Consider the following 24,788-nt stretch of genomic DNA (forward strand, 5'->3'; position numbering starts at 1 on the left):
CATGCTGTTCGACTTCTGGAAGCGCCGCACCGCGGCCGCCTCCGCCCTGCCCGAGACGTTCGCCGCGCCCTCCGACACGGAGCTGGCCGGCTGGCTCGCGCACATCACCGCCGCCGACGTCCCCGCCGGTCGCCACCCGTACGTGCAGGTGGACGCCCAATGAGCGACTACTCGGACGGCGGCTTCATCGAGGTAGACGGGCCTGATGGCTTTCGCATGGTCCCGGACACCGTCCTGTTCAACAGTGCGCTCAAGGACGTCGACGTCCGCCTGTACGGCATCCTGCTCTGGCACGGGCGCGCCGGTAACGGCATCTTCCCGGGCCGGACGACCCTGGCGAGGGAGCTCGGCAAGTCCAGCGTCCGCACCATCGACGCCTGCTTCGACCGGCTGCAAAACCAGGGGTACCTGACGATCACGCCGCAGTGGGACGAGACCGGCGGGCAGGACCGCAACCGCTACCGGGTGCACTTCAACCCGCTCCCGCCCGAGAAGCGGCAGACGCGGGAGATCACCCCAGCCATCGACACCCGGACCCTGAAGAAAGACCAGGTCAGCCAGGGGGCGCAAAAAATTGCACGGGGGGTAGGCGACGCGGCGGAGCCTCAGGAGGGGGGCGCAGAAAATTGCACGGGGGGGAGCGCAACAGATTGCACGGGCCCCGCGCAAAATTCTGCGCACCACAAGAGAAAGGAACCTAAGAGAAAGGAAGGGGAAGAGAAAGAAGATCTTCCTCCCGCCGTAGGCGCACTACAGGTAGGTGGGGAGCCGGGCGGCGCGGGCCTGCGGCCCGGAGCAGAACCCGGATCCGCCACTCCCACAGCAGCAACGACGACCCACCCGGCCGCCGCCGTGTTCGAGCAGCTGCCCGAGGAGCTGCGCCGCCGCATCAGCCGCGGAGCGTCCGGCAAGGTGCTGGCCGCGATCCAACGGGCCCTGGCCACTCGCACCCCGGCCGAGCTGGTCAAGCGGATCGAACGCCGCTGGACGTGGTGGCAGCACAAGGGCGAGCGCGTCAACGACCCGGTCGCCGCCGCCATCACCATCGTTCAGGCCCGCATCTGCGCGAACGTGCGGTGCGAGGACGGCCAGGACCTCGACCAGGGCGGGGACTGCCCGGCGTGCGAGGGCGGCAAGCGCCGCACCGACCGGCCTGCCCAGCAGCCCACGCCCGCGCCGGCCGCGCCCGCGGCGGCGGCCCCGGTGGGAGTCGCCCCGTCGGCCAGGCCCACGCCAACGCCTCCCCCGGTTGCGGACAAGTTCGCCGAACTGGCCGCGCTGACCGCTGTCCCGGCCGACGACGAGGAGCCCCGCCCCCGCCCGCAGAAGGCGCCTGCGGCGCGCGGAGAGATCGCTGCAGCGGCGATCGAGGCCGCCAGGGCATCCCTGCGCCCCCGCAAGCTCTCGGACCGCGAGAGGGAGCTCCAGGCCGCCCGGGATCGCGTCTACTGCGAGAAGTGCGGCGCTGAGGCCCGGCACGGGGAAACGCCCGGCTCGTGGTGTATCAGCGGCGACGGCGTCGAGACCATCGGGTTCATCCACCCCGCCCGCATCCTCGCCCTCCGCGCCCAGCAGGCCGACCAGCCCGCCAACCAGGAAGGACAGGTCGCATGAGCAGCCCCACCACCCCGCGCCCCGCCGAGGGTGCGGGCCCCCGCGACGAGACGGCCAGACTGCACGCCCGGATCGAGGCGCTCCAGGCCGACATCGACCTGCAAATCCGGCACCTCCGCGTCGAGAACGAGCAACTGCGCGGCATGGTCGCCGTCCAACAGCGGTTCGTCCCCGCCCTCCCCGAGCTCGACGGCGCCACCCCGATCACGTGGCGGCGTTGGGAGCCCGCCCTGCTCATGTCCTACATCGACCCCTCGTGCGAGCAGTGCGCTCACCCCGGCCCCCGGCAGATGGCCATCGGCCTGGCCGCACCACACCCCGGCCACCGGCCGCTCATCCGCTACCAGGCCAGCCGATGCCCCGCCTGCCAGGAGATGACCGTCTACCGGCGCGACACGAGCCCCCACCTGCGCACCACCTTGACCGAGATCGCCTACCACCCGCCCCAGGAGCCCAGATGATCACCGAGGAGCCGCCCGCGGGTTCCGTCGTCGCCATGGACTGGGGCGGCCCCCGCCAGCAGGTGTGGGTCGCCAACCGATCCAACCTCGGCAACTGGTACACCACCGACGCCATCGTCACCGGACACCCGGCCTGGTATGACGTGCTGCGCTTCGCCGAGGGCCGCACCCTCACCCTCCTCGTCGCCGCCGACATCGACACCTACCGGACCGGCTACCGCGCCGGCGTCGACGCCGCCGGCCAGGCCGTCGCCGAAGTCCTCGACAACCTCCGCCACTCCACCCCAAACCCGCAGAAGGGCCCCATCCGTGACTGACCGAATCCGGCTGCTCGTCAACGTTGATGGGCTCGCCCTGCTCGTGCCCGGCACCGATCCGGCCGACATCCACCGCCGCGCCCTCGAATTCGCCTTGCACGACGACGTCACCGTGGACACCCCCGCGGCCGAGGTCACGGTGCGGACGGTGCGGGCCCTCCCCTGGTGCGGGCCGCTCTGCAACGGCTGCACCCCGGAAGGCGGCCACTACATCACCGTCCAGGACGGCACTATCGACTCCTACCCGGCCGGGCTCATCGCCTGCCACGTCAGCACCGACGCCGAGCGCGCCGCCCGCGCGGCCACCGCCGAAGCGAACCGGTGCGACACCGAGACGACATGGTTCAGCATCGACCTCGGCCGCTGCCACAACCGCGCCGTCGCCGAGATCCGGTTCACGTGCGAGCGGGGCTGCGAGCGGGCCCCGCAGCGCGTCTGCCCCATGCACCGAGACGCCGCCATCGAGACGAGCCGGGGCATTGAAGACCTCTCGTTCTGCCGCACCTGTCTGGAGGCCGGCCATGACGACGTGCCGATCCGGCTCCTGTCCTGCAAACCCCTCACCGACGACCAGGAGGTCACCCGATGACGATCACCATCCCCGAGCCGACCGCGCCCGCCGAACTGGTGGCCGGTTACGTCGTGGTCGACGCCAAGCAGGTCGGCGACGCCTCCGGCTGGATGACGCCGCGCATGCGGGCCACCCGCGAGCAGGCCGAGGAGGACCGCGACTACTGGCGGGACACCAGCCGGACCGCCGACATGGACCTGCGGGTGGCCGCGCTCGTGCTTCTGGATGATCCCGCGCCCACACGGCGACCTCGACGGTAGTGCACAAAAAATGTGATGCATATCACATTGAGGTCAGCTGAGCGTCCAGCTTGATCTTCTTGGCTCTTATCGTCGCTGGTCAGAGCAGGAAGGGAGTACAGCGAACTAGCTGAACTAGTAGGAGAAATAGCTGTGTTAGCTAAACAGCGTCTCGGCCGCGTTCATTGCCACCGACACCGAGAGACTTCCTTTACCGTAGTCACCAAGCTGCTTCTCTCCCTCGTACTGGCCGGCTCCGCGCGGGCATCGACCGGCACAAGGGCCGTCGATCGATCCCACCCTGAGAGAAGGGATCAAGATGGAGGAGAAGAAGCCGTGGTACCGAAACTGGGAACCGCCTAAGCCCCAGGACGTCGCGATGATCGTCGTCCGCGTGGTTCTGATTGTGGTGGAGGTGATCCTCAGAGTCGGTCGTTGAGCAGGAGGCTGCAACCTCCTGACTCAACGCCAACCACTGAGGCGGTGTCGCGCAGTATGTCTGGATGGCCACCGGACTCGCGCGGCGCCGCCTCGCCGTCGTCATGAAGACAGGCTGGTCATGCGCCTACTAGGCACATGCCTATCTCCCTGACTGTACCGCCTTGCGCGCACCCCCGTAAGGCGTGTTGCACCAAGGCTTACGGTGTGCGTTGTTCATCTCTCCGGGCCATCAAGCGGGGCAAGGTCGTACTGCAGGCTGGTCCGATCACCGGGATACACCTCGACCCGCATGCCGACCAGCCGGCGGTCCACGAACAGCCGCACCACTTGCTCGAGTACCGGGGTCGCTCGGGGAAGGCTCAGCGCCGTGGTCTCCTCGTGGGTCGGCATCCGCGCGACCACGGTCGCTCTCCCCTGGACCGGCAGCATGCCGACATCCACGAGCAGCAGCAGGTCCGCCTTGTCCAGCGGGGCCGGCCGAGTCAGCTCCGGAATCTGGGAGGTGACGGCACGCGACCAGTAGGTGTCACGGATGCTGTTGCCGACCACGCGCCGCCGGAAGACGCCCGGCTCGACCGCGTTCGGTTCCTCCATCACGGACGGCGTGTCCACGACGGCGACCTCTACCGTGGCGCCGAACTCCCGGTTGATCGTGTCGAGCTCCACCGTCCGCAGCGTTCGATCGTAGCCGCGTACGAATACGCCCTTCTTCGGGACGGTCAAGGCCAGGCCCTCGGCGACGAGGTCATCTACTGCTCGCTGCACTGTCACCCGCGACACGTCCCATCTGTCTTGAAGTTCGTTCTCGCTCGGCAACTTCTCGCCTGGTTTCCGCTGGCCGCTCAAGATCTCTGACCGCAGTGTCTTGGCGATCTCCTCGAAGGGGTGCCCTGCGGCCATGAGTATCCATCCCATCGCTGTTGGTGGTGTGCCGACACCAAGAGTGCCAGCCCTTCGCGCCACCGGGATACCGGTCTTGGCTATCAACGTCAACAACCCCTTCTTGTCTATCTACACCTATCAAGCTAGCTTGTAAGGTGTAGATAGCCAAGAGACGACCGGAAGGGGCGAGGAGATGAGCGTTCTGATCCCGCCGCGCGAGCCGTGCCCCATGTGCCAGGGCGGCGGCTCCATGACCTACAGCGGGGCGTTCGTCGTCCGCTGCTGGGGCTGCTCCGGCACGGGGCAGACCCGCGATTGGCACACGTTCCAGCTCGTCGCCCTCCAGGCGTTCGCCCTTCTGGCCGCGTCCGCGGCCGGCGGCGCGTTCGTCGCGTTCCTAACCGGCGACCTCGACGCCTTCGCCGACGCCATGGCCACGTTTCTGGCGGTGACGCCGTGACCTACGTGAAGGTCGAACCCCCGGAGAGCACCGCCGACGACGTCGAGGACGAGGTCACGGTGGAGGAGCACGTGCCCGAGCCGGCCCCGACCGAGCACCCCGCGCCCGTCATGGACGACGGCGCGGCCGCCCCGATGACACCGGGCCGGACACTGCTCGTGGGCGGCCTGGCCACGGCGACGCTGCTCGTCACCGGCCTCTACCAGCTCGCCGGCGTCGGCGGCCTGGTCGGCGGCGGCGTCGCGGTCGCCGGGGCGGGCGCCGCCTACGTGGCGCACCGGCGCGGCACCCTCCTCCGCAAGCGGCCCGGCCGTGGCGGGGGAAACGGCAGCGCCGACTCGGCCAACGGCGGCGGTTCCCGCCGCTCGCGCCGGGGCGAACGATCCGGCGGCGACGCGGCCGCGCACCCCAGCGGCGGGCCGATCGGCGGTCGCCGGTCACGCCGTGGCAGCAACCGCGCCGACAGATTGAACTTCCCACGCGGGAAGTCCAATTCGTCCGGATCCCGCCGCCCGCCCGCCGGTGGCGGCTCCACGTCGACGTCGCGCCACGGCGGCAAGCGCGAGCGGTTCGCCCGCACCCGCCGTGCGGGCCGCACCGTCCGCGCCTGGGTGGATCGGCGCACCGGCCGCTCGCGCGGCTGGCAGCTCCGCTTCCGGCCCGACCTGGCCCGCATGGTGGGCCGCCTGCACGCATGGGACACCGCCACCCGGATCGGCCTGCACGCCCTGCTCGCCCGACTGGTCGCGCGGGCCCGCCGTCTCCTCGGCCGAGCCCCCGCCCCCACCACCGAGCAGCAGGCCGGGCAGCAGGCCGCCGGCAACGACCAGCCCCGCACCTCGACCCCGAACCCCGCCGACTCGACCCAGCCCCGTCCCGGAAGGAGCGCCCCCACCGTGAGTCGCATCATCGCCACCAGCAGCGCCGACAACCCGCTCGTCATCATGTCCGCCGAGATGATCGGCGCCGCCTCCAGCTACACCGTGCCCGACATGATGATCGTCGCCGAGCACCTGGACGCCCTCCACCAGGTCGGGCAGAACCTCACCCTCTCCTACCAGCGGTTCGGCGCCCGACTGCAGGCCGCCTACCCGATCCACCTGGCCGTGGTCGAGCACTTCCAGCACCTCATCAAGGGCTCCGCAGCCCTGATCGACCCCGCCCAGCAGCTCGCGGCCACGTTCCGCCAGGCGCACGCCGACGACATCGCCCGCCGCGAGAAGCCCCGCATCAACGAGCACCTCTGGAACATGCCCGCCTGACCCCATCCGCCTCGACGCACGCACCTGCACGACACCGAAGGAGAAGCACGTGGCCACCACCACCCCACAGCGCAACCGGCGGCAGCAGCCGACCGCGCTTCAGGGTGTCCTCGCCTCGGCCGTCCAGGCGACCGGCGCCCTCGCAGCGACCGGCGCCCTCGGCGACGTGTTCGGCCTGCATCCCGTGTGGGGTGCGGCCGGCACCGTCGCGGCCGCAGCCACCACGGTGGTGGCCAACGCCCGCCACGCTTCCCCTTCCGCCCTGCTGTACCGGCTGTCGTGCTGGTGCGGGGCAGGCACGTGGCTGACCTGGGTCCTGGCCACCGGCCTGTGGCAGACCGGCAGCTTCGCCGCGCTCGGCATCGGCGCGCTCGCCGCCACCCTCGCCTCCCCGCTCGCCTCCCGCGACCGGGAGCGCCTGGAGGTCGCCGCCGGCCGCGGAGCGCTCGTGCTGCGCTCCACCTCCCGCCTCGCCCAGGACTGGGAGCGGCGCATCGCCCGCGTCTGCACCATGAACGTCCTGGTCGAGGACCTGCGGTTCTGGCCCGGCCGCACCGGCTACGACCTGCTCGTCCGTCTGCCCGGCGGCGGCCGTACCCGCTCCGACCTGGAGCGCGGCGCGGACGCGCTCGCCTCCGACGCGCGCCTGCCGAACGGGTGCGGCGTCGAGGTCACCAAGGGCCCCGACCGGGGTTCGGCGTGGCTGCGCGTCGGCACCGTCAACCGGCTCGCCGAGACCATCCCCTACCCGGAGGACTTCACCGCCACCTCGTTCCTGGACCCGAAGACGCTCGGCGAGTTCCGCGACGGCTCCCCCGTCGAGGTCGTGCTGCGGCAGAAGGCGGGCCTGTTCACCGGCCAGCGCGGCAGCGGCAAGACGGGCCTGCTGCACGTCACCACTGCCGAGGTGGGCCGGTCGCGCGACGCCATCGTCATCCACATCGACCTCAACGGCGGCGGCGTCTCCCAGGCGTGGCTCGACCCGTGGATCGAGGGCGAGATCGAGCGGTGCCCGCTCGGCTGGGCCGCCTCCAACATTGAGGAGGCCGTGCTCGTGTCGCGGGCGCTCCTGGCGATCGCCAAGGACCGCAAGAAGTCGACGCGGCGGATCAAGAAGGCGGCGAACTCCCAGCTCCTGCCGATCTCGCCGGAGCTGCCCGCGTACGTGGTCCTCATGGACGAGTCGGCCGAGGGCATGGCTGCGTCGGCTCACCCGCTGTACGCGGAGTTCCGCGCCAACATGGAGGAGGTGCAGCGGATCGGCCGCAACGAGGCGGTCGAGGTGTACTTTTCCGCGCTGCGCGCCACCTCCGACGTCATCTCGCCGAACGTCAAGAAGCAGTCCACGCTGCGCATCGGCATGTTCGTGCAGGACGCCGAGGAGATCGCCTACCTGTTCGGCTGGAACAAGGGCATCAGCATCGAGGACCTCGACGGCCCCGGCTGCGCCTTCATCCAGCACGACCAGGAGCGGCCGCGCCCCTTCAAGGCGTCGTTCATGGAGTTCCTCCAGATCGGCCGCGCCGCCGTGGCGATCTCTCGCATCCGGCCCGAGTTCGACCCGGCCGCCGTCCGCGCCGCTCGCGCGGCGATCGGCGAGCTGTTCGACACCCGGTACGAGCGGATGCGGGAGGCGTTCACCGACCTCGACGTCGATGACGACGAGTACGAGGACGGTCAGGCGGCGCTTCCGGCCGTGCACACGCCCGCTCCAGTGCCTGCCGTCCCGCAGCAGCAGACGGGCGGGTTCGCGCTGGAGTTCGGCGCGAACATGGCGGACTGGCCGCACCCGATGGACATCGCCGCCGCCCTGGCGGGCCGCCCTCCGACGACGTCGGCGAACGTCCGCATCGCGGCGGCGCTGCCCGCCACGGGGCAGGTGCCGGAGCTGATCGCGCGAGCGCTGGCCGTCTTCCAAGCGGCCGGCGACACCCGCATCCACTCCGAGGACCTGGCGGCCGCGCTCGGCTTCCCCAGCAAGAACGAGCTCGCGGCGGCGCTCGCCCCGTACGGCGTCACCGCGCTCAAGAACCCGTTCGAGCGCAACGGTCAGCGGCGCCGCGGCTACGACCGAGCCGACTTCCTGCCCGCCACGCAGGGTGACCGGCGGGACGAGGCCCGGGAGGGCGGCGACCCCCACGACCCCCACGTGGGGGAGTCCCACACCCCCACACCCTCCCACGTGGGGGCCGCACACCAGCCGTGAACAGCAGAAACGGCCTCGCGTGTGGGGGTTGTGCGACCCCCAGACCCCTCCCCCGCGCAGCGCTCCAGCCCCGCCAACCCCCTCCCCCTCCCCGACCCACACACCCCCACAGCCGCCCCGCCCACGAACCCCCTTGAAAGTGACTGACAGTGACTAAGACTCGTGAGCTTGACCGCGACCTCCTCGGCGACGTGCTGTTCCTCGGCATCGGCGCCGTGGTGCTGTGGGTGTCGTTCGACACGCTCACCCACCTTGCCGAGCTGGCCGGATGGTCCACCGAGTGGGAGCTGCCGAACGGCTGGACGATCCGCATGGCGTGGGCCCTGCCCGTCGCGGTGGACTTCTACGCCATCGCCACCGCGCGGGCCTGGCTGATGCGCCGCAAGTGGATCAGCCAGGCCACCCGCGATCACGCCCGCCTCGGTGCCTGGTGGGCGATCGGCGGCAGCGTGGTACTGAACTCGGTCTCGCACGCCCTGACGATGCTGCGGTACCGCGCAGAGTCCGGGCACGGCGTGATGCTGGCGGTACTGATCGGCGCGGTACCGCCCGTGGTACTGGCCGCCATCGCGCACCTGCGCGCCCTGCAGAACCAGGACCGCGCCGAGGCGGCCGAGCGGGACCGGGCCCGCGCCGAGCGCGCGGCCGAGCAGGACCGGGCCCGCGCCGCGCGGGCAGCCGAGCAGCAGGCCCGCCGCCTTGAGGCGAAGTCCGGTCCCGGCGCCCGCCCCAACACCGGCACCGGCACCGGGACGGCGGTACCGCAGGGCCCCGGTACCGCGCCGGTACCGGCGAGCACCCCCGGGACCGGTACCGCCTCAGGGGCCGCTACAACCCCGGGCAGCCCGCTTGTACCACCGCGCCGCCGCCCGCCCAGGCCGGCCCCCGCGCCCCGCCCCCAGCAGGAGCAGGGCACGACGCTCCTCACCGCCCAGGACATCGACTTCGCCCAGCAGTTCATGGCCGCCAACCCCGGCGTCACGCCGACCAAGCAGAACCTCATGGACGGCGGCATGGGCAGCGGCCGCGCCCTGCGGATCCGGGCCTACATCGCGACCGCAGTCGAGGCGGCCGGCGCCGGTACCACCGCCCAGGCCGGTACCAGAGGAACCGGTACCGGCCCGGAGAAGGCGGGACCGGCCGACGCCGGTACCGCGCCCACCCCGCCCGCCGGGACCGACGCCAGCGGTACCGCGCCCAACTCCCCCGACCCGTCCGGTACCAGCACCACCGGTACCGGGCCTGACTCCTCCGAGCCCGCCGGTACCGAAGCGGCAGACGCCGGTACCGACACCGCCGTCAACCAGTGACCCACCCCTGGTACCGCGCGAGCGGTGCCGGGACCACCCCAGGAAGGAACCCCGATGCTCAACCTGACCCGCAAGCGCCCCGCCCCGGCCGCCGAGGAGACCGAGCCGACGCCAATCGTCCGTCAGGTCCGCCCCGTCAGGCCCGCACCCGACATGCTGACCGTCCGAAGCACAGCGCTCAGCCTCGCCACCCTGAACCTCACCGCCACGACGGCCAACCGGGACGTTAAGGCGTACAACCGGATGGAGCACCTGCCACACGACGTCGAGACGGTCACCAAGTGGCTCGCCGAGGCACCCGACCGCGCAGACTATGACGCGCGTGTCCAGGCTCTCAACACCCAGATCAGGATCTACGGCGCCGCCGAGTCTTGGATACACGGACAGCGGTCCGTACGCGTGGGGGCGGGTGAAAACCTGATCATGAAGGCCAAGACCATCTACAAGCAGCTCATCGCCGAGTAGGCCCACAAGCGAAGGGGCGGCATCCTGTGCGGGTGCCGCCCCTTCCGCATGCCTGCGGTCAGGCTGCCGCCGGCACCGTCCTGACCGGCACCCCCGCCGCCTCCAGCGCGGCCCGCAGCCTGGCCAGGCTGCACCCCAACGTCGCTGCCGCCCTCCTGCCGCCCGCCTCCCGCACCAAGGCCACCAGCTCGGCCGCCTTCGGCAACCGGGTGATCCCATCTCGCTCCAGCGCGGCCTTCACCCGGCCCGGCGAACACTCCAGCTCGGCGGCCAGCCGGCGGATCGAGCCTGCCCGGTCGTACGCCATCGCCAGCGCCTCCCCCGCCGGGATCGGACGGCGGCCGTACCCGAGGGCCCGCAGCTCCCGCCGGACGTGCCCCTCTGAGAAGCCGGTCATGATGGCGATCGCCCCGGCCGGCCACCCCTGCCCCGCCAGGACGGCCGCCCTGCCCCGGTCGAACCGGCGCCGCCGCCCGCCCGGCGCGCGGCCGCCCGGCCGCAGCGGCACCCCGGCCTCGGCCACGATGTTCCGGATCGACTGGGCCGACACCCCGAACCGGGCCCGCAACGCGGCCGTCTTCTCCCCCGCCCGGTAGGCGACCACGATCGCCTGCCGCGTCCCGGCGGGGATGCGCTTGGTCGACGGGCCGCCGCGCGGCCGCATCGTCACCCCCGCGGCGACGAGCGCCTCGTGGATGGCGGTGTGAGACCAGCCGAGACGGACGCCGATCGTCCGCACGCTCAGCCGCTCATCAAGGTAGAGACGCCGGGCCTCATCGACATCGAGGACACGGCGGGGAGGGGTCGTATTCACGCCCCCGACCATGCCAAATCCGGGTGCTTAGGTCGCGCTGCGCGGATTTGGTCAGCCTGTTAGGAGGTTGATGATGATGCCGATGGGGACGGAGGCCACGAGACTAATAAGCAGGAACCTCCACTGCTCGCGCCGCTGTTGCCGCCGTTCTGCTTGCCTATCGCCCTGGATAAACCGGTGGATCGCCTCGGCCTGCTCCCGGGTCATCTCGATGAGCCGTTGCTGGTCCTCAGCTTCAGCTGTGAGCTTTCGCAGTACGGGTTCGATCTTGCGGAGGTCGTCTTCGCCCTGCCAGACCTCACGCTCCATCTGCCAGCCACCCCGTGCACCGGAGATGAATGCGTAGAGGCCGAGCAAGATCCCCAACCCCCATTTGATCTTGTCGATCCAAAGTGGATCAAGTGTCAACTTCAAACGAGGCTCGGGGACCAGCCGGTCCACCCATGAAAGAACCTCGCCAAGGTGAACGAGATCGCCCAGCCAATAGAAGCAGTAATGAAACACCAAACCGAAGCATGCTAGAAACGCCACCATCCCAAAACCGCCGCTCAAGGTGGCGATCGCAAGGCGGGCCCAGCGTTCTTCTTCTGTCAGGCGTAGAGGGGAGCTTGCTGCAGCCATGCTTCCATTTGACCGGACGCGCCGCTCTGTGGCAGATAGATTTTGCTATCTGGCCTCCTCTGCCTTAAGGCAGTAATCAAGTACCGTGCCTGCCCATGACGAAGACCCGCATCAACCGCGGCCTCGCCCAGCAGATTGCCGCCAAGGTGGCCCGCCGCGTCGACCAGGTCGCCGACGACGTCGCCCAGGGCCTGCGCGGCAACGCGCCCGCCGCGAAGACGTGGAAGACCGACGCCGACGAGCAGGTGCGGCCCGCTCACGCCGAAGCGCACGGCCAGACCATTCCCGCCAACCTGGACTTCCGGCTGCCCGCGATGGAGTACGTGCCCAAGGGGCGCGGCCGGGACGGCAAGGCCGTCAACCGGGGCGGCGGCTGGAAGCTGCTGGAAGGAGTGTGGGACCTGGCCGACCGGCCACGCGACGAGCGGCTCCCCGTCCACCAGGTGGCGAACTGCCGGTGCGAGGCCGTGGACGTGCCGGGGGCGATCGCGTCGCAGGTCCGCTCCACCCCCGCGCAGCCGCGCGGTAACGAGGTCGCGGCGGCCGTCACCGTGTCGTTCAAGCGGGTCGCCGAGTCCGAACACGCCGAGCGCGGCGGCGGCTGGGTGGCCGAAGCCGTCCGCGCCGCCGCCGCCCGCAGCAGGGCGAGGCGACGTTAAGCCCCGAGCCCGGCACCATACCCGGCGACCAGCCACCGATTTGGGGGAGAACCATGTCCGAGCAGTACGTCACCTTCACCCTGGCCCACCCGCTGCGCACCAAGGACGCCGAGGAGCTGGGCCTGGAGCCGCGCGTCTACAACGTCCGAGAGCAGCTCACCCTGCTGCGCCGTGAGGCTGAGCGGCTGGCCGGCGCCGGGTTCGTCCTCGGCGCGGACACCAACAACCGCGCCAGATGGGCGGACGCGCTGAAGCCGATCAAGCCCGCCCCGGCCGTGGCCACCAAGCCCGCCAGCGGCGGCAAGGCCGAGTAGGCCCGGAGCCTCCATGCACTCGATCGCTGACGCCGACCCGATCCCGCCCGCCATCGACCTCCTGACCGGCAGCGCCCGCCTGGCGGCCGAGTTGGGCGGGGCGGGGCGAGTCGGCGCCAAGCACGTCCCGCCGTACCCGCGCCTGCGGGTACGGCCCACGCCCGGCGGCAGCGAGAACCTGCGGACGGGGGAGATGCGAGTCCTGCTCAAGCTGGAGGCGCTCGACTCGGTCGAGGCGCCGGTGGGGGAGTGGCAGCTACGCCACATCTTGTACGTCGCCCTGGAGGAGCTGACCGCCCTGCCGGCCCGGCCGCACGAAGACGGCCAGGTTGTCATCACGGAAGTCGAGTCATCGGCCGGCGGCGGGCCTGTGGCTGAGGCGGACGGCCGCAGCCGGTGGATCGCCACGGTGAAGATTCACTGCCATCCCGGATAGAGAGCCTGATGATCTTGTCGCACATGTGCGACAAGATCATCAACACGCTGCGGGCGGGCTTCGCGATAGCCCTCTACCAGGGCCGACCGCGCCGGTATGCTGGGGCGCGAACCAGTGATGAGGTTTGAAAGGGCCGCCACCCCGGATCGGGGCGGCGGCCCTTTCGTCTGCGCGGCGCCGCTCTTTGTCCGAGACCGTGCGCTCGTAACTCTCTAGGATGTCCTCGTGTGGGACTCCCGCCGCCCCCCTGAGCCGGCCGGAGCCGCCACCTCATCACTGGAAGGACATCCATGCACGTCACACACCGCTCGGCGAGGTGGAGCCGGTGACCATGCCACCTGCCCCCGTCCAGCTCAACCGCGAGGAAGTCGAAAAGCAGCTCTCCATCCTGTGGGAGCTGATGACCCCCGAGGACCGCGCCTACCTGCAAGTGATCGTCGCCGCCATCGTGGCGAACGGTCAGCCGATCAGGATCACCATCGGCAACCTCAAGGGCGGAGTCAACAAGACCACCACCGCCGTCTTCCTCGCCCTTCTCGTGGCCTTCACCGGGGAGAACGTCCTCCTCGTGGACGGCGACGGCACCAACAACTCCTGCCTGCTGTGGAAGCTCGGCGCCGGCGAGCACTGGCCGACCAACCTTCAGGTCATGGCCTGGGGAACACCGGACCTGGCCAAGCGCATCAAGGCGATGGAGGGCCAATTCAAGCACCTCGTCGTGGACACCGGCCCCCAGCACAAGGGCGTCCTTGAGTCCGCCCTGTACGTGACGGACACCCTCCTGATCCCGTGCCAGTCCACCCCAATGGACACGAGCCAGCTCGACCCGACGTTCGAGCTCGCCGAGCGGATCGACGCCATCAAGGAACTGGCCAGCGTGGTCATGTTCGCTCGCGCCAAGAAGCCCGGCGGCAAGGACACCCACCTCACCCGCAAGTCGTACGCGCGGCTCGCCGAGAAGAAGCGGCCGGTTCTGCCGATGCCGCTGTACGACAACGGCAAGTACGCCGAGGCGTTCCCCGTCTTCCCCCGCGAATGGGTCCAGTACCCCGAGATCCTGGCCGAGATCGTCGCCTTCGCTCTCGACCTGGACGAGGTGCCCGCTGACCCGAAGAAGGCGGTCAGCCTCGACGGAGGGAACTAGGTGACGGAGACAATGACCGAACCCAGCGAGCGCCAGCGGCCCAAGCGGCAGCGCACCGGGGGCGGCCGCAGTGGGGAAGACCGCGCCGACACCGCGTTCAAGTCCCTGGATAAGGCGAAGGAGGAGTTGGCCAAGCTCAACGCCGCCGGCGGCGGGGGAGCAGGCGCCGGTGTCCTCGACCTTCCACCGGACTCGGCGCTCGTTGGCACGGTGCTCGGCGTCCCTCAGCCTGCGTTCCAGGTTCCGACTGGCCCGCAGTTCGAGGCCGCGCCAGAGGCGGCCGACCCGCGCGACAAGCTGATCCACTACGAGCGGATTATCCTGGCCGCACAGGAGGCCCACGACGGCGCTGTCGAGCGCGCTGACCGGTACCTGACCCTCACCCAGGGTCTGGCGCTGGAGGCGGTCAAGAAAGACGACCTGTGGAGCCTCCTGGGCTACAAGTCGTTCCAGGAGTACGTCGAGCAGCGGCTGAACATCTCCCGCCAGCACGCCTACAAGATGATGCAGGCCGCCCCGGTCCACCGCGACCTGCCCCACGTCGAGCGGCTGACCTTCCGACAGATCGCGATCCTCGCCAGGTTGAAGGACGCCGTCACCCGACAGAAGGTGTGGAGTCTGGCCGAGAAGCGGGAAGACACCTCCCCACCGTCGCTGCAGAAGGCCGTGGACGAACTGCACGTGGTCTTGGGACCCGAGGAGCCCGCACCGCTACCCGACAAGCCGGCGCCCGAGTTGCTGCCCCGCTACACGAAGGGCGTGACGCTCTGGCGTGACGATGCCGCGCTGGAGCAGCTTGCCCGGACCAACCCCGAGCAGGCCGAGGAGATGGCGGCGGTCCTGGAGAACGCGGCCAAGAGGCTCCGCGCCGCCCGAGTGGCAGCACAAAGCAGTAAATGATCTTGTCGCACATGTGCGACAAGATCATCACGAGGGGCCCGCCACGGCGGGCCCTTCCTCGTTTCCCCCGGCCGGAGACGCCTGCACCCGCACGTAGTCCACCGCCGAGTCGAAGTCGCTGCGCCGCAGTACGGCCTTCACAACCGTCCACGCCTGGCCGGCGCCCTGCTCGACCACCACGTCACGCGCGGCGAACGGCCACCACGACGGATCGACCGCAAGCACCCACACGCCCGGCCCCGTCTCGCCGTCCCCGTCCACCTCCGGACGGGTCACGATCCGGCCAGGCTTCCACTCACCTGCCCCACCAAGCACACCAGCCACAGCAGTCCCATGCGGGTCCACCCCGGCCGTCCGCCGGCGCAGGCCGAGGATCAGGTTGGCGCCGATCACAGCCATGCGGCGCCCGTCTCGATCGGGTGCGGGGCGCGGCCCGGCCGCTGGTACACGGTGTAGGTCACCCACTCGTCCAGGTCGGCCAAGGTCGGGGGAGCCCCCGCAACCCCCGACCCTGCCGCGGCCTGCCCCGACTCGTAGGTGACGCCCTGGCCCTCGACGTTGACGCTCGTGATGAGCCGGATGCCCTTCGCCTGGGCGATGCGGCGGATGATCGGGTTCGCCACCGCCGACCACAGGACGAAGCGACGCAGGGTGCGCCCGTACCTGCGGTTGCCCTCCGGGTCGAGCCCCGCCCGGTAGACGATTGTGAACGCGTCGGTGGCGACCCCGGTCACCGGGTGCACCTCCGGCGTCGCCGACAGGACCTCGATCAGCGGTTCGTGGTCGAGCCGCCAACCGCCGCGCCCGTCCGGGACGACGCCGCGCTGCGTGAACGTCTCCGGGACGGGCGAGCAGCACAGGTAGGTGGCCGCCTCGTCGAACGCATCCTCGATCGCTTCCTCGACCGCCGCGCGGACGTCAGCGTCCAAGGGTGTCGGCAGCCCGGCGCGTACGGCGACCTGCTCGGGCGTGACCAGATCCATGCCGTTCCCCCGTGGTCTCGTGCCCGCCAGGCTGCCAACGTCTTCCCGCTCCCAGGCCGGTCGACCGGCCCCGCACCATGCGGAGCAAGGGTCAGCATTCGGGGTCCCCCACCGTCGAACGCCTTAGCTTCCCTCCGACTCGGCCGCGTCCGCTGGGACCAGGCCCGGGAGCGGTGTCTTCCGCGCGGGCCCGGCCTGGTCGGCGCGGGCGCGAGACTTGGTGCCACCCCCCAGAGACACCAAGCCCGTGCCGCCCGTCGCCGTCAGGCCAGACCCGCGCGAGCTTTCATTCGGCGGCGCGGATCGCCGCCAGGTCCTCGCGGATCTTCCGCGCGTGCGCCTTGTTGACGGGCACGTTCTTGCCCTTGAAAAGCTGCTCGCCGAGCATGCTGCCGTCCCCGCCAGGCATGTGGAACAGGCGTACCAGCGGGCGCTTGACCAGGACGTACGAGAACTGCTCGCCCGGGTCATGGAACAGCTCGTCGGGCTGGGCCTTCTCCTTCGACCCGCTCGGGTCGCTGTCTCCCCACAGCAGATCCACGAACTCGGCGCCCGGCGTGGCCAGCATCCGGATCTTCGGCGCAGGGCCGGGGTCCGGGGCGGGCTGGGCGGGCTGGGCGGGCTGGGCGGGCGGGGCGAGCGGCGCGGCCTGCGCCGGATCAGCCGCGGGGCCCGCCGCGATGGGCTCGCCGGCCTGGTCCTGGCCGGGCTTGCCGGCCTGCTCGGCGTCCGTCTGGCCGGGGGCGGCGGCGGTCGCCTCCGCGCTGCTGCCGCGTGCCTTACGGCTCGTGCTCGTCGTCACCGCTGCCCTCCCTGACCTGGTCCGCTCGAAGTCGTCGCCGACTCAAGCACATGCCGGGCTTTACGTCGCATCGGCGTGCGCGCGGCGGTGGCCGCGCTTCACGTACGACTTCAGGTGGCAGCCGTTGACGATCGTCCACACGTACTGGGGTGTCGTGCCCATCTCGGCCGCGACCTCCGCGAGCGTCCAGCCCTCGACGGTGCGGAGCCTCTTCATCCGGTCGTGGTCGTGCTTGCGGGTGCGGCGGCGCGGCGCGAGACCCGCCTCGCTGACAACGCGGTTGATCGTGGTCGTAGTGGTACGGACCTGGGTGGTGATCTCGGCGTTGGAGCGGCCCGCCCGGACGCCTCGCAGGATCGCTCGGCGCTTCGCCGCGGTGATGCGGGAGGCGCGCGGGTGCTTGACGGTGCGCATCTGGACGCCCGCCTCCGTCAGGTAGACGTGCACCCGCGACCGCGAGTACCCGGTTTTGGCGGCGATCTGGCGCAGCGTCTTGCCCGCCTCGTACATGGCGGTCGCCTTCTCCAGCGGGAAGGGGCGGCGGGCCCGAGCGTGCGACACCGGGTAGGGCGGCTGCACGATCCTGGCCGGGGCGGGGGAGGAGCTGGGGCGTCCGCGCGGCCGGAGCGGCACGCCGTCCTCGATCAGGCTGTTGCGTACGCGGCTGTAACTCGCGTTGAGGGCGGTGGCGATCGCGCGGATGGAAGCGCCCGACTGGTAGAGCACAGCGGCGCGGGCCCGAGCCTCGGGCGGGAGGGTTGTCGTCATGGCGGGGGACCGTAGCAAGATCACACGCTTACGTCTTTTCGGCCCGCCAGGTGCGGGAACGCCGAAATCCCCGCCGTGCGCACGGCGGGGATCAGGGCGATCCTGGGTCAGGCGTCGGCCGCTGGCGCGGGCTGCCCGGCAGGCTGGCCGACCGGCCCATCCAGCTCGTCGTCATACCCGATGCGGACCCTGCGAGCGAACAGGGTCAGGGTGACGGCCGTAGCCTCCATGGTTCCGGCCGTGACCGTGATCTGGGAGTCCGCGGGCAGGTACACCGGCTGGCCGTCGAGCACGATCCGGTGCGGGACAGTGACCGTGTGGGGGCCCGTCCGCTCCTCCGGCGGCACTGACGGGCCCTTCGCGTAGATGTCGATACTGACCGCCTGGGTGGGCGGCAGTTCGGCCGAGGCTGGCCGGGCCTTGGTCTCTTCCGCGCGTTGCGGCGTCACCGGCGCTGGCTTGGGCTTGATACAGCGGCAGTTGGGCGGGTGCTTGACGGCGGCGGTGTCCGCCCCCTCGACGGGGGCGGACGGCTGCTCTACCGGGCCGCTCACGAGCCGCTGTAAGCAGTGAAGGAGCCGAACACAAATGACTCCGGTCTGTCGGTTGCAAGGCCAATCCGCTCAGTGGCCTTGATCGTTACGGTCCCCTCGATGAAGTTCTGGCCGTGTTCCGTCGAAGCTTGGACGACCACGGTCTCCCTGTCGAACAGCTTCGCGCCGTAGCCCCACGCGCCGAGCAGGTAGCGGCCCTGCACCATGGCCGGCGTGTCGATGACGGCGAGCCTCCACACGCGCTTCTCCGCGCCAATCGCAACGCTGACGGCCACCCTGTAGCCGCCCTGCTTGTCCTCCTCCAGCTCGATGTCCTCGAAATCCAAAGGATGCATCACGACGCCCGAAGGGTCGTAGTAGCTGAGAATTGCCCTGGTCAGGGCGCGACGGACCTGGGCGGTCTTCTTGTCCGAGGCGAGGCCGGTGTAGAGCTGGATGCCCGGGGTCTGGGTGATGCCGAGCAGGTTCTCGCCGAGGCCGTCACCGAAGAGGATCTGCTCGTCCTCCTTGAGCTTGACCCCGTCGATCAGGTCGCGCTCCAGGATGCCGCGCAGCCTGCTCTCGTCCGCGAGCGTGTTCTTGTGGATCGTCTCGTAGTGGCCGATCTCGCTGATCGGACGCGTGTACGGCTCGAACTGGATGGAGCTGCGCGGCAGCTTGCCCCACGTGTCGGTCGGGCCGCCCGTCGCCGGGCCGCCGTTCGCGGCCGTCCGCTCCGGCACCATGCCGGCGTTGTTGACGAAACCGGTCTGCCGGACACCGGAGATGATGTTGGCGGTGGTGCGCTCAGCAGGGAACAGGTCGCGGACGCGGTTGGGGCGGCGCTGCCGCTCCGAGATGCCCATCGACTCCTCGTGGCCGAACGCCGGCGTGGTGTGGGTGCCGCCCGAGAGGGTGAAGAGGTCCTTCTGCTCCTCGAAGGAGTACAGGCCCTGGTCGATGGTGACGACGCCGCGAGGCTCGCGGAAGTCGCGGGCCTTCATGTCCTGGTACGCCTCGGACTCCATGAAGTGCTGGGACAGGCTCTTGCGCTCCAGGCCGCGCTGACGGTCGGCCGCCATCCGGCCAGCCACGGGCGTGGTCTCCGGCTCGGCCAGATAGGACATGATGCCCGCGGCCTTCTGCTCGGTGACGATGAACGCCTGGATCTCCTCGGCGCGCTCGACGCTCTTGAGGTAGTCGGAGTGCATCTCCTTGGACATGACGAAGTGGCCGCGGCCCGTCTCGTCCTTCATGCTGTTCTGGATGCGCTCGATCTTGGCGCCCTCTTCGGCCAGGAGACTCTTGAGCTCCCGGATCCGCGCATTCTCTGCGACGGCAGTCATCTGCCTTACCCCCCGGTTTGGCTGACATCGGTGTGCGGTTGTGTGCGATCCGCGCCCGGTCAGCACCGGGACACCCCGTGATCAAGGCGGCAAGCTAGGCCGAATCGGTGCTAACGTCGCGCCGCCCAGCGCCACTAGGGTGATCAAGCTCGGGGGAGTGGAACGATCCGAAGACTCTTGGAGGTCCTCATGCGCCTGCACCGACTCGCCGCCCTGCCCGCAGCCGGCTTACTCGCCGTCGCTGCGCTCACCGCCGCCCCCGCGTCGGCGAACGCCACGGCGACTACCGTGGCGGCGGCTCCGAAGGTGCTGAAATTCGGCCAGTCGATCCGCATCAAGGGGGAGAAGGGGCGCCCGCTCCGCATCACGCCGGTCGGCGTCTACTACCACCGGCCGAGCGACGCGAAGTTCACCCAGCCGCGAGAGAAGTGGTTCGTCGCCATCGCGGTCAAGGTGACGGCCCTGTCCAAGACTGAGCGCATCCCCAGCACGCCGGAGCGGAGCGGCTGGCGGATCAGGATCGGCGGCCGCGCCTACACCGACACCTCGGGCAACGCGATGAGCAGCCCGTGGGTAGGTCGTACGGACGGCCCCTGGATCAACATTCAGCCGGGCAGCCCCGAAGTGCTCTACTACTCGTTCGACGTGCCCAAGCCGGGCGGCACCCTGGAGTGGTCGACGCCGACCGGCGTGACCCGCTGGAAGATTCCCACCAGCAAGTACGGCAACGCGGCCGTGATCAAGCCCGTCCTCGACGCCATCGACGACTACGAGGGCCGCTAGGCCGATCCTGGGGCCTCCCACAGGGTGCGCCCGATCCGCTCCACGCCATCATCGCCGCGCGGCCTCGACGGGCAACTCCACGAGCCGCGCGGCCGCCGTGCCGCGATCTCCTTCCAGCCGGCGGCCTTCAGCGATGCCCCGTTCTCGTCGGCCCGCGTGTAGGTGATCATCCGCGTGAAGCCCATCGCCCGCCCAGCACGCCAGGCCGTCGAATACAGCCGCGAGCACGCGTTGCGGGTGCCGTCCGTTGCGCACCGGGTGACCTCCAGCGTCCGGCCGTTGTCGAACAGCCTCGCGACCGGACGGCCGACGATCACGACCCCGACCAGGTTTTCGCCCTCGCTCATTTTCCCGGTGCGCGGGTCGAGCTCGTCCACCATGGCGCCGATCGAGAACTTGTGCCCGCGCGGCGCCTTCAAGTGCCGGTGCTCGCCGTCCACGTACGCGCACGCCTGCGCGAAGCTCACCGGCACCAGCCGCAGCACGTTCACCCCGCCTCCGCGAGGAAGTCAAGAATCGCCTTGCCCGCGTGCAGCTGCTCGACGGTGAGCGTCTTCACCTCCTCGGGCAGCGCTGAGGGCGCGGTCGAGTCGGGGTGAGTCATCGGCTCGGGCGGCAGCTCCGGCGCCTGGCGGCGGGCCGGGTCGTGCTCGTCGGCGACCTCGACGCCGGCCTCCCGCATGATTTCCTTGAGGATGTCCAGGGCCTGCGCCATCCTGCGCAGGTTGCGGTCGGACAGGACACGTCCGGCCTTGACCTCCAGGCCGGGGGAGTGGCGCTTGACGGCCAGGCCGTCGCCGTCCTCCGGCGTCTCCAGGTCCTCCAGCGGCCCCGCAGGCTCCGGCGCGGGTGCTGGCCCCGGCTCCGGCGCGGGCTCGGCCGGACCGGCGGCGAGCGGGAAATCCTCGTGGTCGTCCTCGACCGCGAGGGTCAGCGCCCCGAACGTGACCGGCGTGACCTCCACCGGCGCGGGCATCGGGTCGCCCGGGGCGAGGTAGGTGAGCGTCATGTGCGGGGTGAACCCGTGATCGACCGCGTACCAGATGCCGGCCTCGTCCAGCGCGGCCACGACCTTCTGCCGAAGTTCGGTCAGGCCGGGCACGTCCACCGGCACCCACGCCGGGATGCCGTCGTCGCTCTCCGGGAAGACGCCGACGCCGCCGATGATCCCGGACAGCGGGCCCGACTCGGCCGCCACCTTCTCCACCACCAGCGCCGCCTCGGCCAGCGCGGCATCGTCCAGGCCCTCGCCGAGGTAGGCGAGCGTCACGTGCAGCTCGGCCGCCGGCAGCCCGCCCTCGACCGTCACCTGCTCGGCGACATCGGCGGGGATGGTGAGCGACACCATGGACCGCAGCTCGTCCACGCTGCGCGCCTGCTCAGCCTCGGCCGTGGCGGGAGGCTCGTCGTAGCCGTCGAGCAGTTCGTTCCAGCCGTCCGCCCCGGGGTCGGCCTCCCGCTCGACCGGCGGCATGCCGGACTTCACCGACAAAGTCATGGTGTGCGAGGCAGCACCGAAAAGGACCTGGCTGTACTCGAACCAGTCCAGGTCGTAGATGCGCCTGACGCCGGTCTTGGCGTCCATGCGGGCGCCGCCGGGCGGCACCGAGTAGCCGATGCTCCACTCCTGCTCATTCGTCTCGGAGTAGAACGCGGCCTCCTCATATGCCTGGCGACCGCGCTTGGCGTTCAGGTTGTAGAAGGCGCGCACGAACACCGCGCCGGCCTGCGGCGGCCACGGCTTGCCGTCCTTCGTCTCCTTGGGCAGGCGCGGATCGCCGGGCAGCCACTCCTCGTACTCCTCCGCACGGGACACCCACGCCTTGGTGTCGTGGGAGTGGATGCCCTTCGGCTTGCGCAGGGCGATCGTGCGGGAGAACGCGCCGGGCATGATAATGTCGCCGACGTTGTCCTCGATCCCTGTGATCGCGACCAGGCAGCGGATCGTCCCCACGGGATCGTCTGCCGCCGCGGCGAGCGGCGACACCGCCACCGACTTGTGTTCGAGCTGCACTTGCACCTTGGGCCCCCTCCCGGCATGCGAACCGGGGCAGAGTGCCCGAAAGCAGCGCTAACGTCGCCCGAGCGAGAACATGTAACAGCCGCGCAAGCCCGGGTGTCTGGAGCTACCGTAGGAGGCAGAGAGGGGAGTATCCCGCAAGCGACATAGTCGTCAGTACGGTGCAGTCCCGCGCCATGGGGCCCCCGGGTATGCGGCCTTGAACTCTGCCGAGTGCAAGCTCGGTGATCAAGGTGGGAGAGACCTCCGGCTTATCGGCATGCGTGCCATAAGCCGGAGGTCTTCTCTGTGCTGACGACAGAGGAGACCACCGGCCAAGGCAGGCCAACGGGAAGGGTCTCCTCTTCGATGCACGAGTTCATCGAGGCAGCCGGCGACATTGCGAGCTTCATCGCCTTAATTGGCAGCGTCCCCAGCACGTTGATCGCGCTGCGGCAACTCAGGGATGGCCGGAATCGGCGCGATCAAGGCGATGACGAGACGGCCGGGTAGGGTGCATCCCCCATCCACCTCACGATGCCGCAGTGAGGTGGGTGGGGTCACCCACGATCAGGCGAAGGTGAAGCCACCTGCCTTCGTCGCCGCGCCCGCGTCCGTGGTGACCACGACGGCCACCGCGCCGGCGGCGTGCGCCGGGCTCTTGCACTCGATCAGGGTCTCGTTCTTCACCACCAGGTCGGTGGCGGCCGTGCCACCGATCGTCACGGTGGTGCCGGGCGTGAAGTTGCGGCCTCGGATGGTGAGGGCGGTGCCGCCCGCGGCCGCGCCCGACGCCGGGAACACCGACTCGATGGTCGCGTCGGGGAAGCACCTGTCGAACACCGACTTGCGCACGACGCTGCCCGCCGGGAACCGCACCGACATGCGACCCTCCGGGAACGCCGTCCCGTCCGGCCGCGTCCCCTCCAGCAGGTCCTCACTGATCTTGATCAGCGGGTCGTTCTCGACGTACGCAGCCGTCTTCGCGGTGGCGGCCGTCTTGGTGAGCTGCACGTACGTGTTGCCGCTCTTGGCGTACAAGGTCATCTCTACCCCCGGTTGTGGTGTGGGGGTGGCGGGCGGGTCGGCCGGCACCAGAACGACCACGCGCGGCGCCCACAGCGTCATGTAGAGCAGCAGGAGCGCCGCGCCGATCATGACCCCGATCACGAAGCCGACACGCCACCAGATCCCCGAGTCCATAGGGCGGGAGGATGCCCGTCGCGGGTGCTTGCGTCATCTCGGGCGGCTCCTGTAGATGTCCGAAAGTGGACACACCACGCATGAACCCGCTATGGCGATGTTGAGAAAGACGTTAGAGGATTACTTTCGCTAGCCCCGTCGAATAGATCACAAGGATTGCATTGATCAATATGCAACATACGGCGAGGAGGTTGATCAATAAAAGGCGAACCCTAATACATCGACAAGATAGGGACAACCGAAATGCCCGAAGATAAACTCGATGGCACGCAAGGCCTCAAAGAAGTGAGCGCAACTCCATCTCTCCAATTCCTGCGAGCAGCCGCATCGGGACTGATCAGCGGAAACATCATCGATGACGGTCACAACCTCGTACGCCTTGAAGTGGAGACAATCGGTGCGGACGATCGCATCACTTTCCGCCTCGTCCTCAGCGATGAGCTCTGGGCATGGAAGACCATGCCGGTGCGGACCCACATCGGCGGGACGTGGGTGACCGCGGGCGAACTGGGAGTGAACAGCGAGCACCGAATCAGCACACGCGCCTTCACCCTGGACGATCTCGGTGGCACCATCCAGCTCGACTTCTGGAAACACGGCGTCATCGGACTAGGCGCCTGGGTTGCAGCCAAGACTCTGAATGTCTCGGAGAATCTCGGCAAGCGACTCACCTTCACCTGGATGAGCGACTGATCAGCCAACGAACTACGCGTATACCAGCGAGCTGAGCACTGCCAGAACGGGAGCCGCACCCTCAGTACGCCTCGCATTAACATCAAGCACCCTCGGTCGCTGGCTTGCTCAGTTCTTGGTCCTCTCTATTACCTCAGTCCAGGCCGTGAGCGCGGCCAACACCGACGCCGGGTCGTTGACATCCAGCCGGATCGGGGCATGGTGCGGCTGCTCAATCATGTCGCCGTTGCGGACGCGCAGCAGCGACACCGCGCGGGGGGAGCCGGACACGACGCCAACCGTGTCAGCCGCGTCCGGGCGGGCCTGCCCGACCGTGACCGCGTACGCGATGCCGTTGATGTACCCGTACACCTTCTCCACCGTCATGCCTCCTGCTCGTCGTAGGCGACCGCCCCGGCCGCCGGGGGACGCACCTGAAGGTAGGCGTCCACGAACGCGAACCGGCGCGGCCCCGCCGGGTAGGGGCAGGCCGTGATCGGCCGCCCGGCCCACGCCGTGGTGCGGCCCGCGGTGCGGGCGGCGGCCAGTGCCACCCGCGACACGCTCTCGCTCATCTGGTCAG

Annotated in this window: 33 protein-coding genes; 19 read left to right on the plus strand and 14 right to left on the minus strand. The window is 69.9% G+C overall.

Going from position 1 to position 24,788, the window contains the following annotated elements; genetic code table 11:
- Position 1 precedes the first annotated feature (1 nt).
- Genes AC27IY_RS41440 through AC27IY_RS41465 form a run of 6 tightly spaced genes read left to right on the plus strand, consistent with a single transcriptional unit; the run spans position 2 to position 3,223 of the window.
- On the plus strand, positions 2-163 hold the full coding sequence (locus tag AC27IY_RS41440) for a hypothetical protein (RefSeq protein WP_487181349.1): 162 nt from the start codon (positions 2-4) through the stop codon (positions 161-163).
- A complete protein-coding gene (locus AC27IY_RS41445; RefSeq protein ID WP_487181351.1) occupies positions 160-1,614 on the plus strand; it encodes a hypothetical protein in 1,455 nt (484 codons plus the stop codon). The genes AC27IY_RS41440 and AC27IY_RS41445 overlap by 4 nt, the downstream gene beginning before the upstream one ends.
- A complete protein-coding gene (locus tag AC27IY_RS41450; protein ID WP_487181352.1) occupies positions 1,611-2,075 on the plus strand; it encodes a hypothetical protein in 465 nt (154 codons plus the stop codon). Before AC27IY_RS41445 ends, AC27IY_RS41450 begins: the two co-directional genes overlap by 4 nt.
- On the plus strand, positions 2,072-2,392 hold the full coding sequence (locus AC27IY_RS41455) for a hypothetical protein (RefSeq protein ID WP_487181353.1): 321 nt from the start codon (positions 2,072-2,074) through the stop codon (positions 2,390-2,392). The genes AC27IY_RS41450 and AC27IY_RS41455 overlap by 4 nt, the downstream gene beginning before the upstream one ends.
- Positions 2,385-2,981 (plus strand): hypothetical protein, encoded by a 597-nt coding sequence (locus AC27IY_RS41460; protein WP_487181354.1) that lies wholly within the window; start codon positions 2,385-2,387, stop codon positions 2,979-2,981. The genes AC27IY_RS41455 and AC27IY_RS41460 overlap by 8 nt, the downstream gene beginning before the upstream one ends.
- Positions 2,978-3,223: a hypothetical protein gene (locus tag AC27IY_RS41465; RefSeq protein WP_487181355.1), complete on the plus strand. Its 246-nt coding sequence runs from the start codon at positions 2,978-2,980 to the stop codon at positions 3,221-3,223. Before AC27IY_RS41460 ends, AC27IY_RS41465 begins: the two co-directional genes overlap by 4 nt.
- Positions 3,224-3,856: 633 nt before the next feature.
- On the opposite strand, the gene AC27IY_RS41470 is transcribed toward AC27IY_RS41465, so the two are convergent.
- Entirely contained in the window at positions 3,857-4,636 is a 780-nt protein-coding gene (locus tag AC27IY_RS41470) for a GntR family transcriptional regulator (RefSeq protein WP_487181356.1), read from the minus strand.
- An 82-nt stretch (positions 4,637-4,718) separates the two neighbouring features.
- Between AC27IY_RS41470 and AC27IY_RS41475 the strand changes: the two genes are divergently transcribed.
- The 5 genes from AC27IY_RS41475 to AC27IY_RS41495 all read left to right on the plus strand — a co-directional run bounded on the left by AC27IY_RS41475 (position 4,719) and on the right by AC27IY_RS41495 (position 10,228).
- Complete coding sequence (locus tag AC27IY_RS41475; protein ID WP_487181357.1) at positions 4,719-4,985, plus strand: hypothetical protein; 267 nt, start codon at positions 4,719-4,721, stop codon at positions 4,983-4,985.
- On the plus strand, positions 4,982-6,247 hold the full coding sequence (locus tag AC27IY_RS41480; RefSeq protein WP_487181358.1) for a hypothetical protein: 1,266 nt from the start codon (positions 4,982-4,984) through the stop codon (positions 6,245-6,247). The genes AC27IY_RS41475 and AC27IY_RS41480 overlap by 4 nt, the downstream gene beginning before the upstream one ends.
- Positions 6,248-6,296: 49 nt before the next feature.
- Positions 6,297-8,453, plus strand: coding sequence for a hypothetical protein (locus tag AC27IY_RS41485; RefSeq protein ID WP_487181359.1), 2,157 nt, complete (start codon positions 6,297-6,299; stop codon positions 8,451-8,453).
- A 149-nt stretch (positions 8,454-8,602) separates the two neighbouring features.
- The gene (locus AC27IY_RS41490; RefSeq protein ID WP_487181360.1) at positions 8,603-9,763 is read left to right on the plus strand and encodes a hypothetical protein; all 1,161 of its coding nucleotides are present in this window, start codon (positions 8,603-8,605) and stop codon (positions 9,761-9,763) included.
- A gap of 54 nt (positions 9,764-9,817) precedes the next feature.
- A complete protein-coding gene (locus AC27IY_RS41495) occupies positions 9,818-10,228 on the plus strand; it encodes a hypothetical protein (RefSeq protein WP_487181361.1) in 411 nt (136 codons plus the stop codon).
- Between the two features lie 58 nt (positions 10,229-10,286).
- Here AC27IY_RS41495 and AC27IY_RS41500 read toward each other — a convergent pair whose 3' ends face one another.
- Positions 10,287-11,042: a hypothetical protein gene (locus tag AC27IY_RS41500; RefSeq protein ID WP_487181362.1), complete on the minus strand. Its 756-nt coding sequence runs from the start codon at positions 11,040-11,042 to the stop codon at positions 10,287-10,289.
- Between the two features lie 51 nt (positions 11,043-11,093).
- Complete coding sequence (locus AC27IY_RS41505; RefSeq protein ID WP_487181363.1) at positions 11,094-11,663, minus strand: hypothetical protein; 570 nt, start codon at positions 11,661-11,663, stop codon at positions 11,094-11,096.
- A gap of 95 nt (positions 11,664-11,758) precedes the next feature.
- Here AC27IY_RS41505 and AC27IY_RS41510 point away from each other — a divergent pair, with 95 nt between their 5' ends.
- From AC27IY_RS41510 to AC27IY_RS41530, 5 genes are all read left to right on the plus strand, one after another.
- Positions 11,759-12,322: a hypothetical protein gene (locus AC27IY_RS41510; RefSeq protein WP_487181364.1), complete on the plus strand. Its 564-nt coding sequence runs from the start codon at positions 11,759-11,761 to the stop codon at positions 12,320-12,322.
- A 53-nt stretch (positions 12,323-12,375) separates the two neighbouring features.
- Positions 12,376-12,636, plus strand: a complete 261-nt coding sequence (locus AC27IY_RS41515; protein WP_487181365.1) for a hypothetical protein — start codon at positions 12,376-12,378, stop codon at positions 12,634-12,636.
- Between the two features lie 13 nt (positions 12,637-12,649).
- Entirely contained in the window at positions 12,650-13,072 is a 423-nt protein-coding gene (locus AC27IY_RS41520; RefSeq protein WP_487181366.1) for a hypothetical protein, read from the plus strand.
- Positions 13,073-13,403: 331 nt separating this feature from the next.
- Positions 13,404-14,216 (plus strand): AAA family ATPase, encoded by an 813-nt coding sequence (locus AC27IY_RS41525; RefSeq protein WP_487181391.1) that lies wholly within the window; start codon positions 13,404-13,406, stop codon positions 14,214-14,216.
- A gap of 12 nt (positions 14,217-14,228) precedes the next feature.
- The gene (locus AC27IY_RS41530; protein WP_487181367.1) at positions 14,229-15,116 is read left to right on the plus strand and encodes a hypothetical protein; all 888 of its coding nucleotides are present in this window, start codon (positions 14,229-14,231) and stop codon (positions 15,114-15,116) included.
- Positions 15,117-15,143: 27 nt separating this feature from the next.
- Here AC27IY_RS41530 and AC27IY_RS41535 read toward each other — a convergent pair whose 3' ends face one another.
- From AC27IY_RS41535 to AC27IY_RS41560, 6 genes are all read right to left on the minus strand, one after another.
- A complete protein-coding gene (locus AC27IY_RS41535) occupies positions 15,144-15,392 on the minus strand; it encodes a hypothetical protein (protein ID WP_487181368.1) in 249 nt (82 codons plus the stop codon).
- Positions 15,393-15,505: 113 nt separating this feature from the next.
- Positions 15,506-16,099 (minus strand): hypothetical protein, encoded by a 594-nt coding sequence (locus AC27IY_RS41540; protein WP_487181370.1) that lies wholly within the window; start codon positions 16,097-16,099, stop codon positions 15,506-15,508.
- A gap of 286 nt (positions 16,100-16,385) precedes the next feature.
- Positions 16,386-16,901 (minus strand): hypothetical protein, encoded by a 516-nt coding sequence (locus AC27IY_RS41545; RefSeq protein ID WP_487181371.1) that lies wholly within the window; start codon positions 16,899-16,901, stop codon positions 16,386-16,388.
- A 60-nt stretch (positions 16,902-16,961) separates the two neighbouring features.
- Positions 16,962-17,669: a helix-turn-helix domain-containing protein gene (locus AC27IY_RS41550; protein WP_487181372.1), complete on the minus strand. Its 708-nt coding sequence runs from the start codon at positions 17,667-17,669 to the stop codon at positions 16,962-16,964.
- 107 nt (positions 17,670-17,776) lie between these two features.
- A complete protein-coding gene (locus AC27IY_RS41555; RefSeq protein WP_487181373.1) occupies positions 17,777-18,223 on the minus strand; it encodes a hypothetical protein in 447 nt (148 codons plus the stop codon).
- Positions 18,220-19,614, minus strand: a complete 1,395-nt coding sequence (locus AC27IY_RS41560) for a phage major capsid protein (protein WP_487181375.1) — start codon at positions 19,612-19,614, stop codon at positions 18,220-18,222. The genes AC27IY_RS41555 and AC27IY_RS41560 overlap by 4 nt, the downstream gene beginning before the upstream one ends.
- Before the next feature lie 123 nt (positions 19,615-19,737).
- On the opposite strand from AC27IY_RS41560, the gene AC27IY_RS41565 reads away from it, so the two are divergent.
- Positions 19,738-20,331: a hypothetical protein gene (locus AC27IY_RS41565; RefSeq protein ID WP_487181376.1), complete on the plus strand. Its 594-nt coding sequence runs from the start codon at positions 19,738-19,740 to the stop codon at positions 20,329-20,331.
- On the opposite strand, the gene AC27IY_RS41570 is transcribed toward AC27IY_RS41565, so the two are convergent.
- Both AC27IY_RS41570 and AC27IY_RS41575 read right to left on the minus strand, forming a co-directional pair.
- A complete protein-coding gene (locus AC27IY_RS41570; RefSeq protein WP_487181377.1) occupies positions 20,328-20,816 on the minus strand; it encodes an XF1762 family protein in 489 nt (162 codons plus the stop codon). The genes AC27IY_RS41565 and AC27IY_RS41570 overlap by 4 nt on opposite strands.
- Before the next feature lie 2 nt (positions 20,817-20,818).
- Complete coding sequence (locus AC27IY_RS41575; protein WP_487181378.1) at positions 20,819-22,345, minus strand: 2'-5' RNA ligase family protein; 1,527 nt, start codon at positions 22,343-22,345, stop codon at positions 20,819-20,821.
- A gap of 354 nt (positions 22,346-22,699) precedes the next feature.
- Here AC27IY_RS41575 and AC27IY_RS41580 point away from each other — a divergent pair, with 354 nt between their 5' ends.
- Positions 22,700-22,843: a hypothetical protein gene (locus tag AC27IY_RS41580; protein WP_487181379.1), complete on the plus strand. Its 144-nt coding sequence runs from the start codon at positions 22,700-22,702 to the stop codon at positions 22,841-22,843.
- Between the two features lie 57 nt (positions 22,844-22,900).
- On the opposite strand, the gene AC27IY_RS41585 is transcribed toward AC27IY_RS41580, so the two are convergent.
- The gene (locus tag AC27IY_RS41585) at positions 22,901-23,533 is read right to left on the minus strand and encodes an IPT/TIG domain-containing protein (RefSeq protein ID WP_487181380.1); all 633 of its coding nucleotides are present in this window, start codon (positions 23,531-23,533) and stop codon (positions 22,901-22,903) included.
- 243 nt (positions 23,534-23,776) lie between these two features.
- Between AC27IY_RS41585 and AC27IY_RS41590 the strand changes: the two genes are divergently transcribed.
- On the plus strand, positions 23,777-24,226 hold the full coding sequence (locus tag AC27IY_RS41590) for a hypothetical protein (RefSeq protein WP_487181381.1): 450 nt from the start codon (positions 23,777-23,779) through the stop codon (positions 24,224-24,226).
- A 108-nt stretch (positions 24,227-24,334) separates the two neighbouring features.
- On the opposite strand, the gene AC27IY_RS41595 is transcribed toward AC27IY_RS41590, so the two are convergent.
- Together AC27IY_RS41595 and AC27IY_RS41600 are read right to left on the minus strand one after the other, a co-directional pair.
- Positions 24,335-24,592: a hypothetical protein gene (locus AC27IY_RS41595; RefSeq protein WP_487181382.1), complete on the minus strand. Its 258-nt coding sequence runs from the start codon at positions 24,590-24,592 to the stop codon at positions 24,335-24,337.
- The gene (locus AC27IY_RS41600) at positions 24,589-24,780 is read right to left on the minus strand and encodes a hypothetical protein (RefSeq protein ID WP_487181383.1); all 192 of its coding nucleotides are present in this window, start codon (positions 24,778-24,780) and stop codon (positions 24,589-24,591) included. The genes AC27IY_RS41595 and AC27IY_RS41600 overlap by 4 nt, the downstream gene beginning before the upstream one ends.
- Positions 24,781-24,788 lie beyond the last annotated feature (8 nt).

This window comes from Nonomuraea sp. B208 (assembly GCF_057536035.1).

What these genes read in the sequence shown, in the direction of transcription:
- AC27IY_RS41440 (WP_487181349.1), top strand. Translation starts at nt 2, where the DNA reads ATGCTGTTCGACTTCTGGAAGCGCCGCACCGCGGCCGCCTCCGCCCTG.
- AC27IY_RS41445 (WP_487181351.1), top strand. Translation starts at nt 160, where the DNA reads ATGAGCGACTACTCGGACGGCGGCTTCATCGAGGTAGACGGGCCTGAT.
- AC27IY_RS41450 (WP_487181352.1), top strand. Translation starts at nt 1,611, where the DNA reads ATGAGCAGCCCCACCACCCCGCGCCCCGCCGAGGGTGCGGGCCCCCGC.
- AC27IY_RS41455 (WP_487181353.1), top strand. Translation starts at nt 2,072, where the DNA reads ATGATCACCGAGGAGCCGCCCGCGGGTTCCGTCGTCGCCATGGACTGG.
- AC27IY_RS41465 (WP_487181355.1), top strand. Translation starts at nt 2,978, where the DNA reads ATGACGATCACCATCCCCGAGCCGACCGCGCCCGCCGAACTGGTGGCC.
- AC27IY_RS41475 (WP_487181357.1), top strand. Translation starts at nt 4,719, where the DNA reads ATGAGCGTTCTGATCCCGCCGCGCGAGCCGTGCCCCATGTGCCAGGGC.
- AC27IY_RS41495 (WP_487181361.1), top strand. Translation starts at nt 9,818, where the DNA reads ATGCTCAACCTGACCCGCAAGCGCCCCGCCCCGGCCGCCGAGGAGACC.
- AC27IY_RS41505 (WP_487181363.1), bottom strand. Translation starts at nt 11,663, where the DNA reads ATGGCTGCAGCAAGCTCCCCTCTACGCCTGACAGAAGAAGAACGCTGG.
- AC27IY_RS41510 (WP_487181364.1), top strand. Translation starts at nt 11,759, where the DNA reads ATGACGAAGACCCGCATCAACCGCGGCCTCGCCCAGCAGATTGCCGCC.
- AC27IY_RS41515 (WP_487181365.1), top strand. Translation starts at nt 12,376, where the DNA reads ATGTCCGAGCAGTACGTCACCTTCACCCTGGCCCACCCGCTGCGCACC.
- AC27IY_RS41520 (WP_487181366.1), top strand. Translation starts at nt 12,650, where the DNA reads ATGCACTCGATCGCTGACGCCGACCCGATCCCGCCCGCCATCGACCTC.
- AC27IY_RS41525 (WP_487181391.1), top strand. Translation starts at nt 13,404, where the DNA reads ATGCCACCTGCCCCCGTCCAGCTCAACCGCGAGGAAGTCGAAAAGCAG.
- AC27IY_RS41530 (WP_487181367.1), top strand. Translation starts at nt 14,229, where the DNA reads ATGACCGAACCCAGCGAGCGCCAGCGGCCCAAGCGGCAGCGCACCGGG.
- AC27IY_RS41540 (WP_487181370.1), bottom strand. Translation starts at nt 16,099, where the DNA reads ATGGATCTGGTCACGCCCGAGCAGGTCGCCGTACGCGCCGGGCTGCCG.
- AC27IY_RS41550 (WP_487181372.1), bottom strand. Translation starts at nt 17,669, where the DNA reads ATGACGACAACCCTCCCGCCCGAGGCTCGGGCCCGCGCCGCTGTGCTC.
- AC27IY_RS41565 (WP_487181376.1), top strand. Translation starts at nt 19,738, where the DNA reads ATGCGCCTGCACCGACTCGCCGCCCTGCCCGCAGCCGGCTTACTCGCC.
- AC27IY_RS41580 (WP_487181379.1), top strand. Translation starts at nt 22,700, where the DNA reads ATGCACGAGTTCATCGAGGCAGCCGGCGACATTGCGAGCTTCATCGCC.
- AC27IY_RS41585 (WP_487181380.1), bottom strand. Translation starts at nt 23,533, where the DNA reads ATGGACTCGGGGATCTGGTGGCGTGTCGGCTTCGTGATCGGGGTCATG.
- AC27IY_RS41590 (WP_487181381.1), top strand. Translation starts at nt 23,777, where the DNA reads ATGCCCGAAGATAAACTCGATGGCACGCAAGGCCTCAAAGAAGTGAGC.
- AC27IY_RS41595 (WP_487181382.1), bottom strand. Translation starts at nt 24,592, where the DNA reads ATGACGGTGGAGAAGGTGTACGGGTACATCAACGGCATCGCGTACGCG.
- AC27IY_RS41600 (WP_487181383.1), bottom strand. Translation starts at nt 24,780, where the DNA reads ATGAGCGAGAGCGTGTCGCGGGTGGCACTGGCCGCCGCCCGCACCGCG.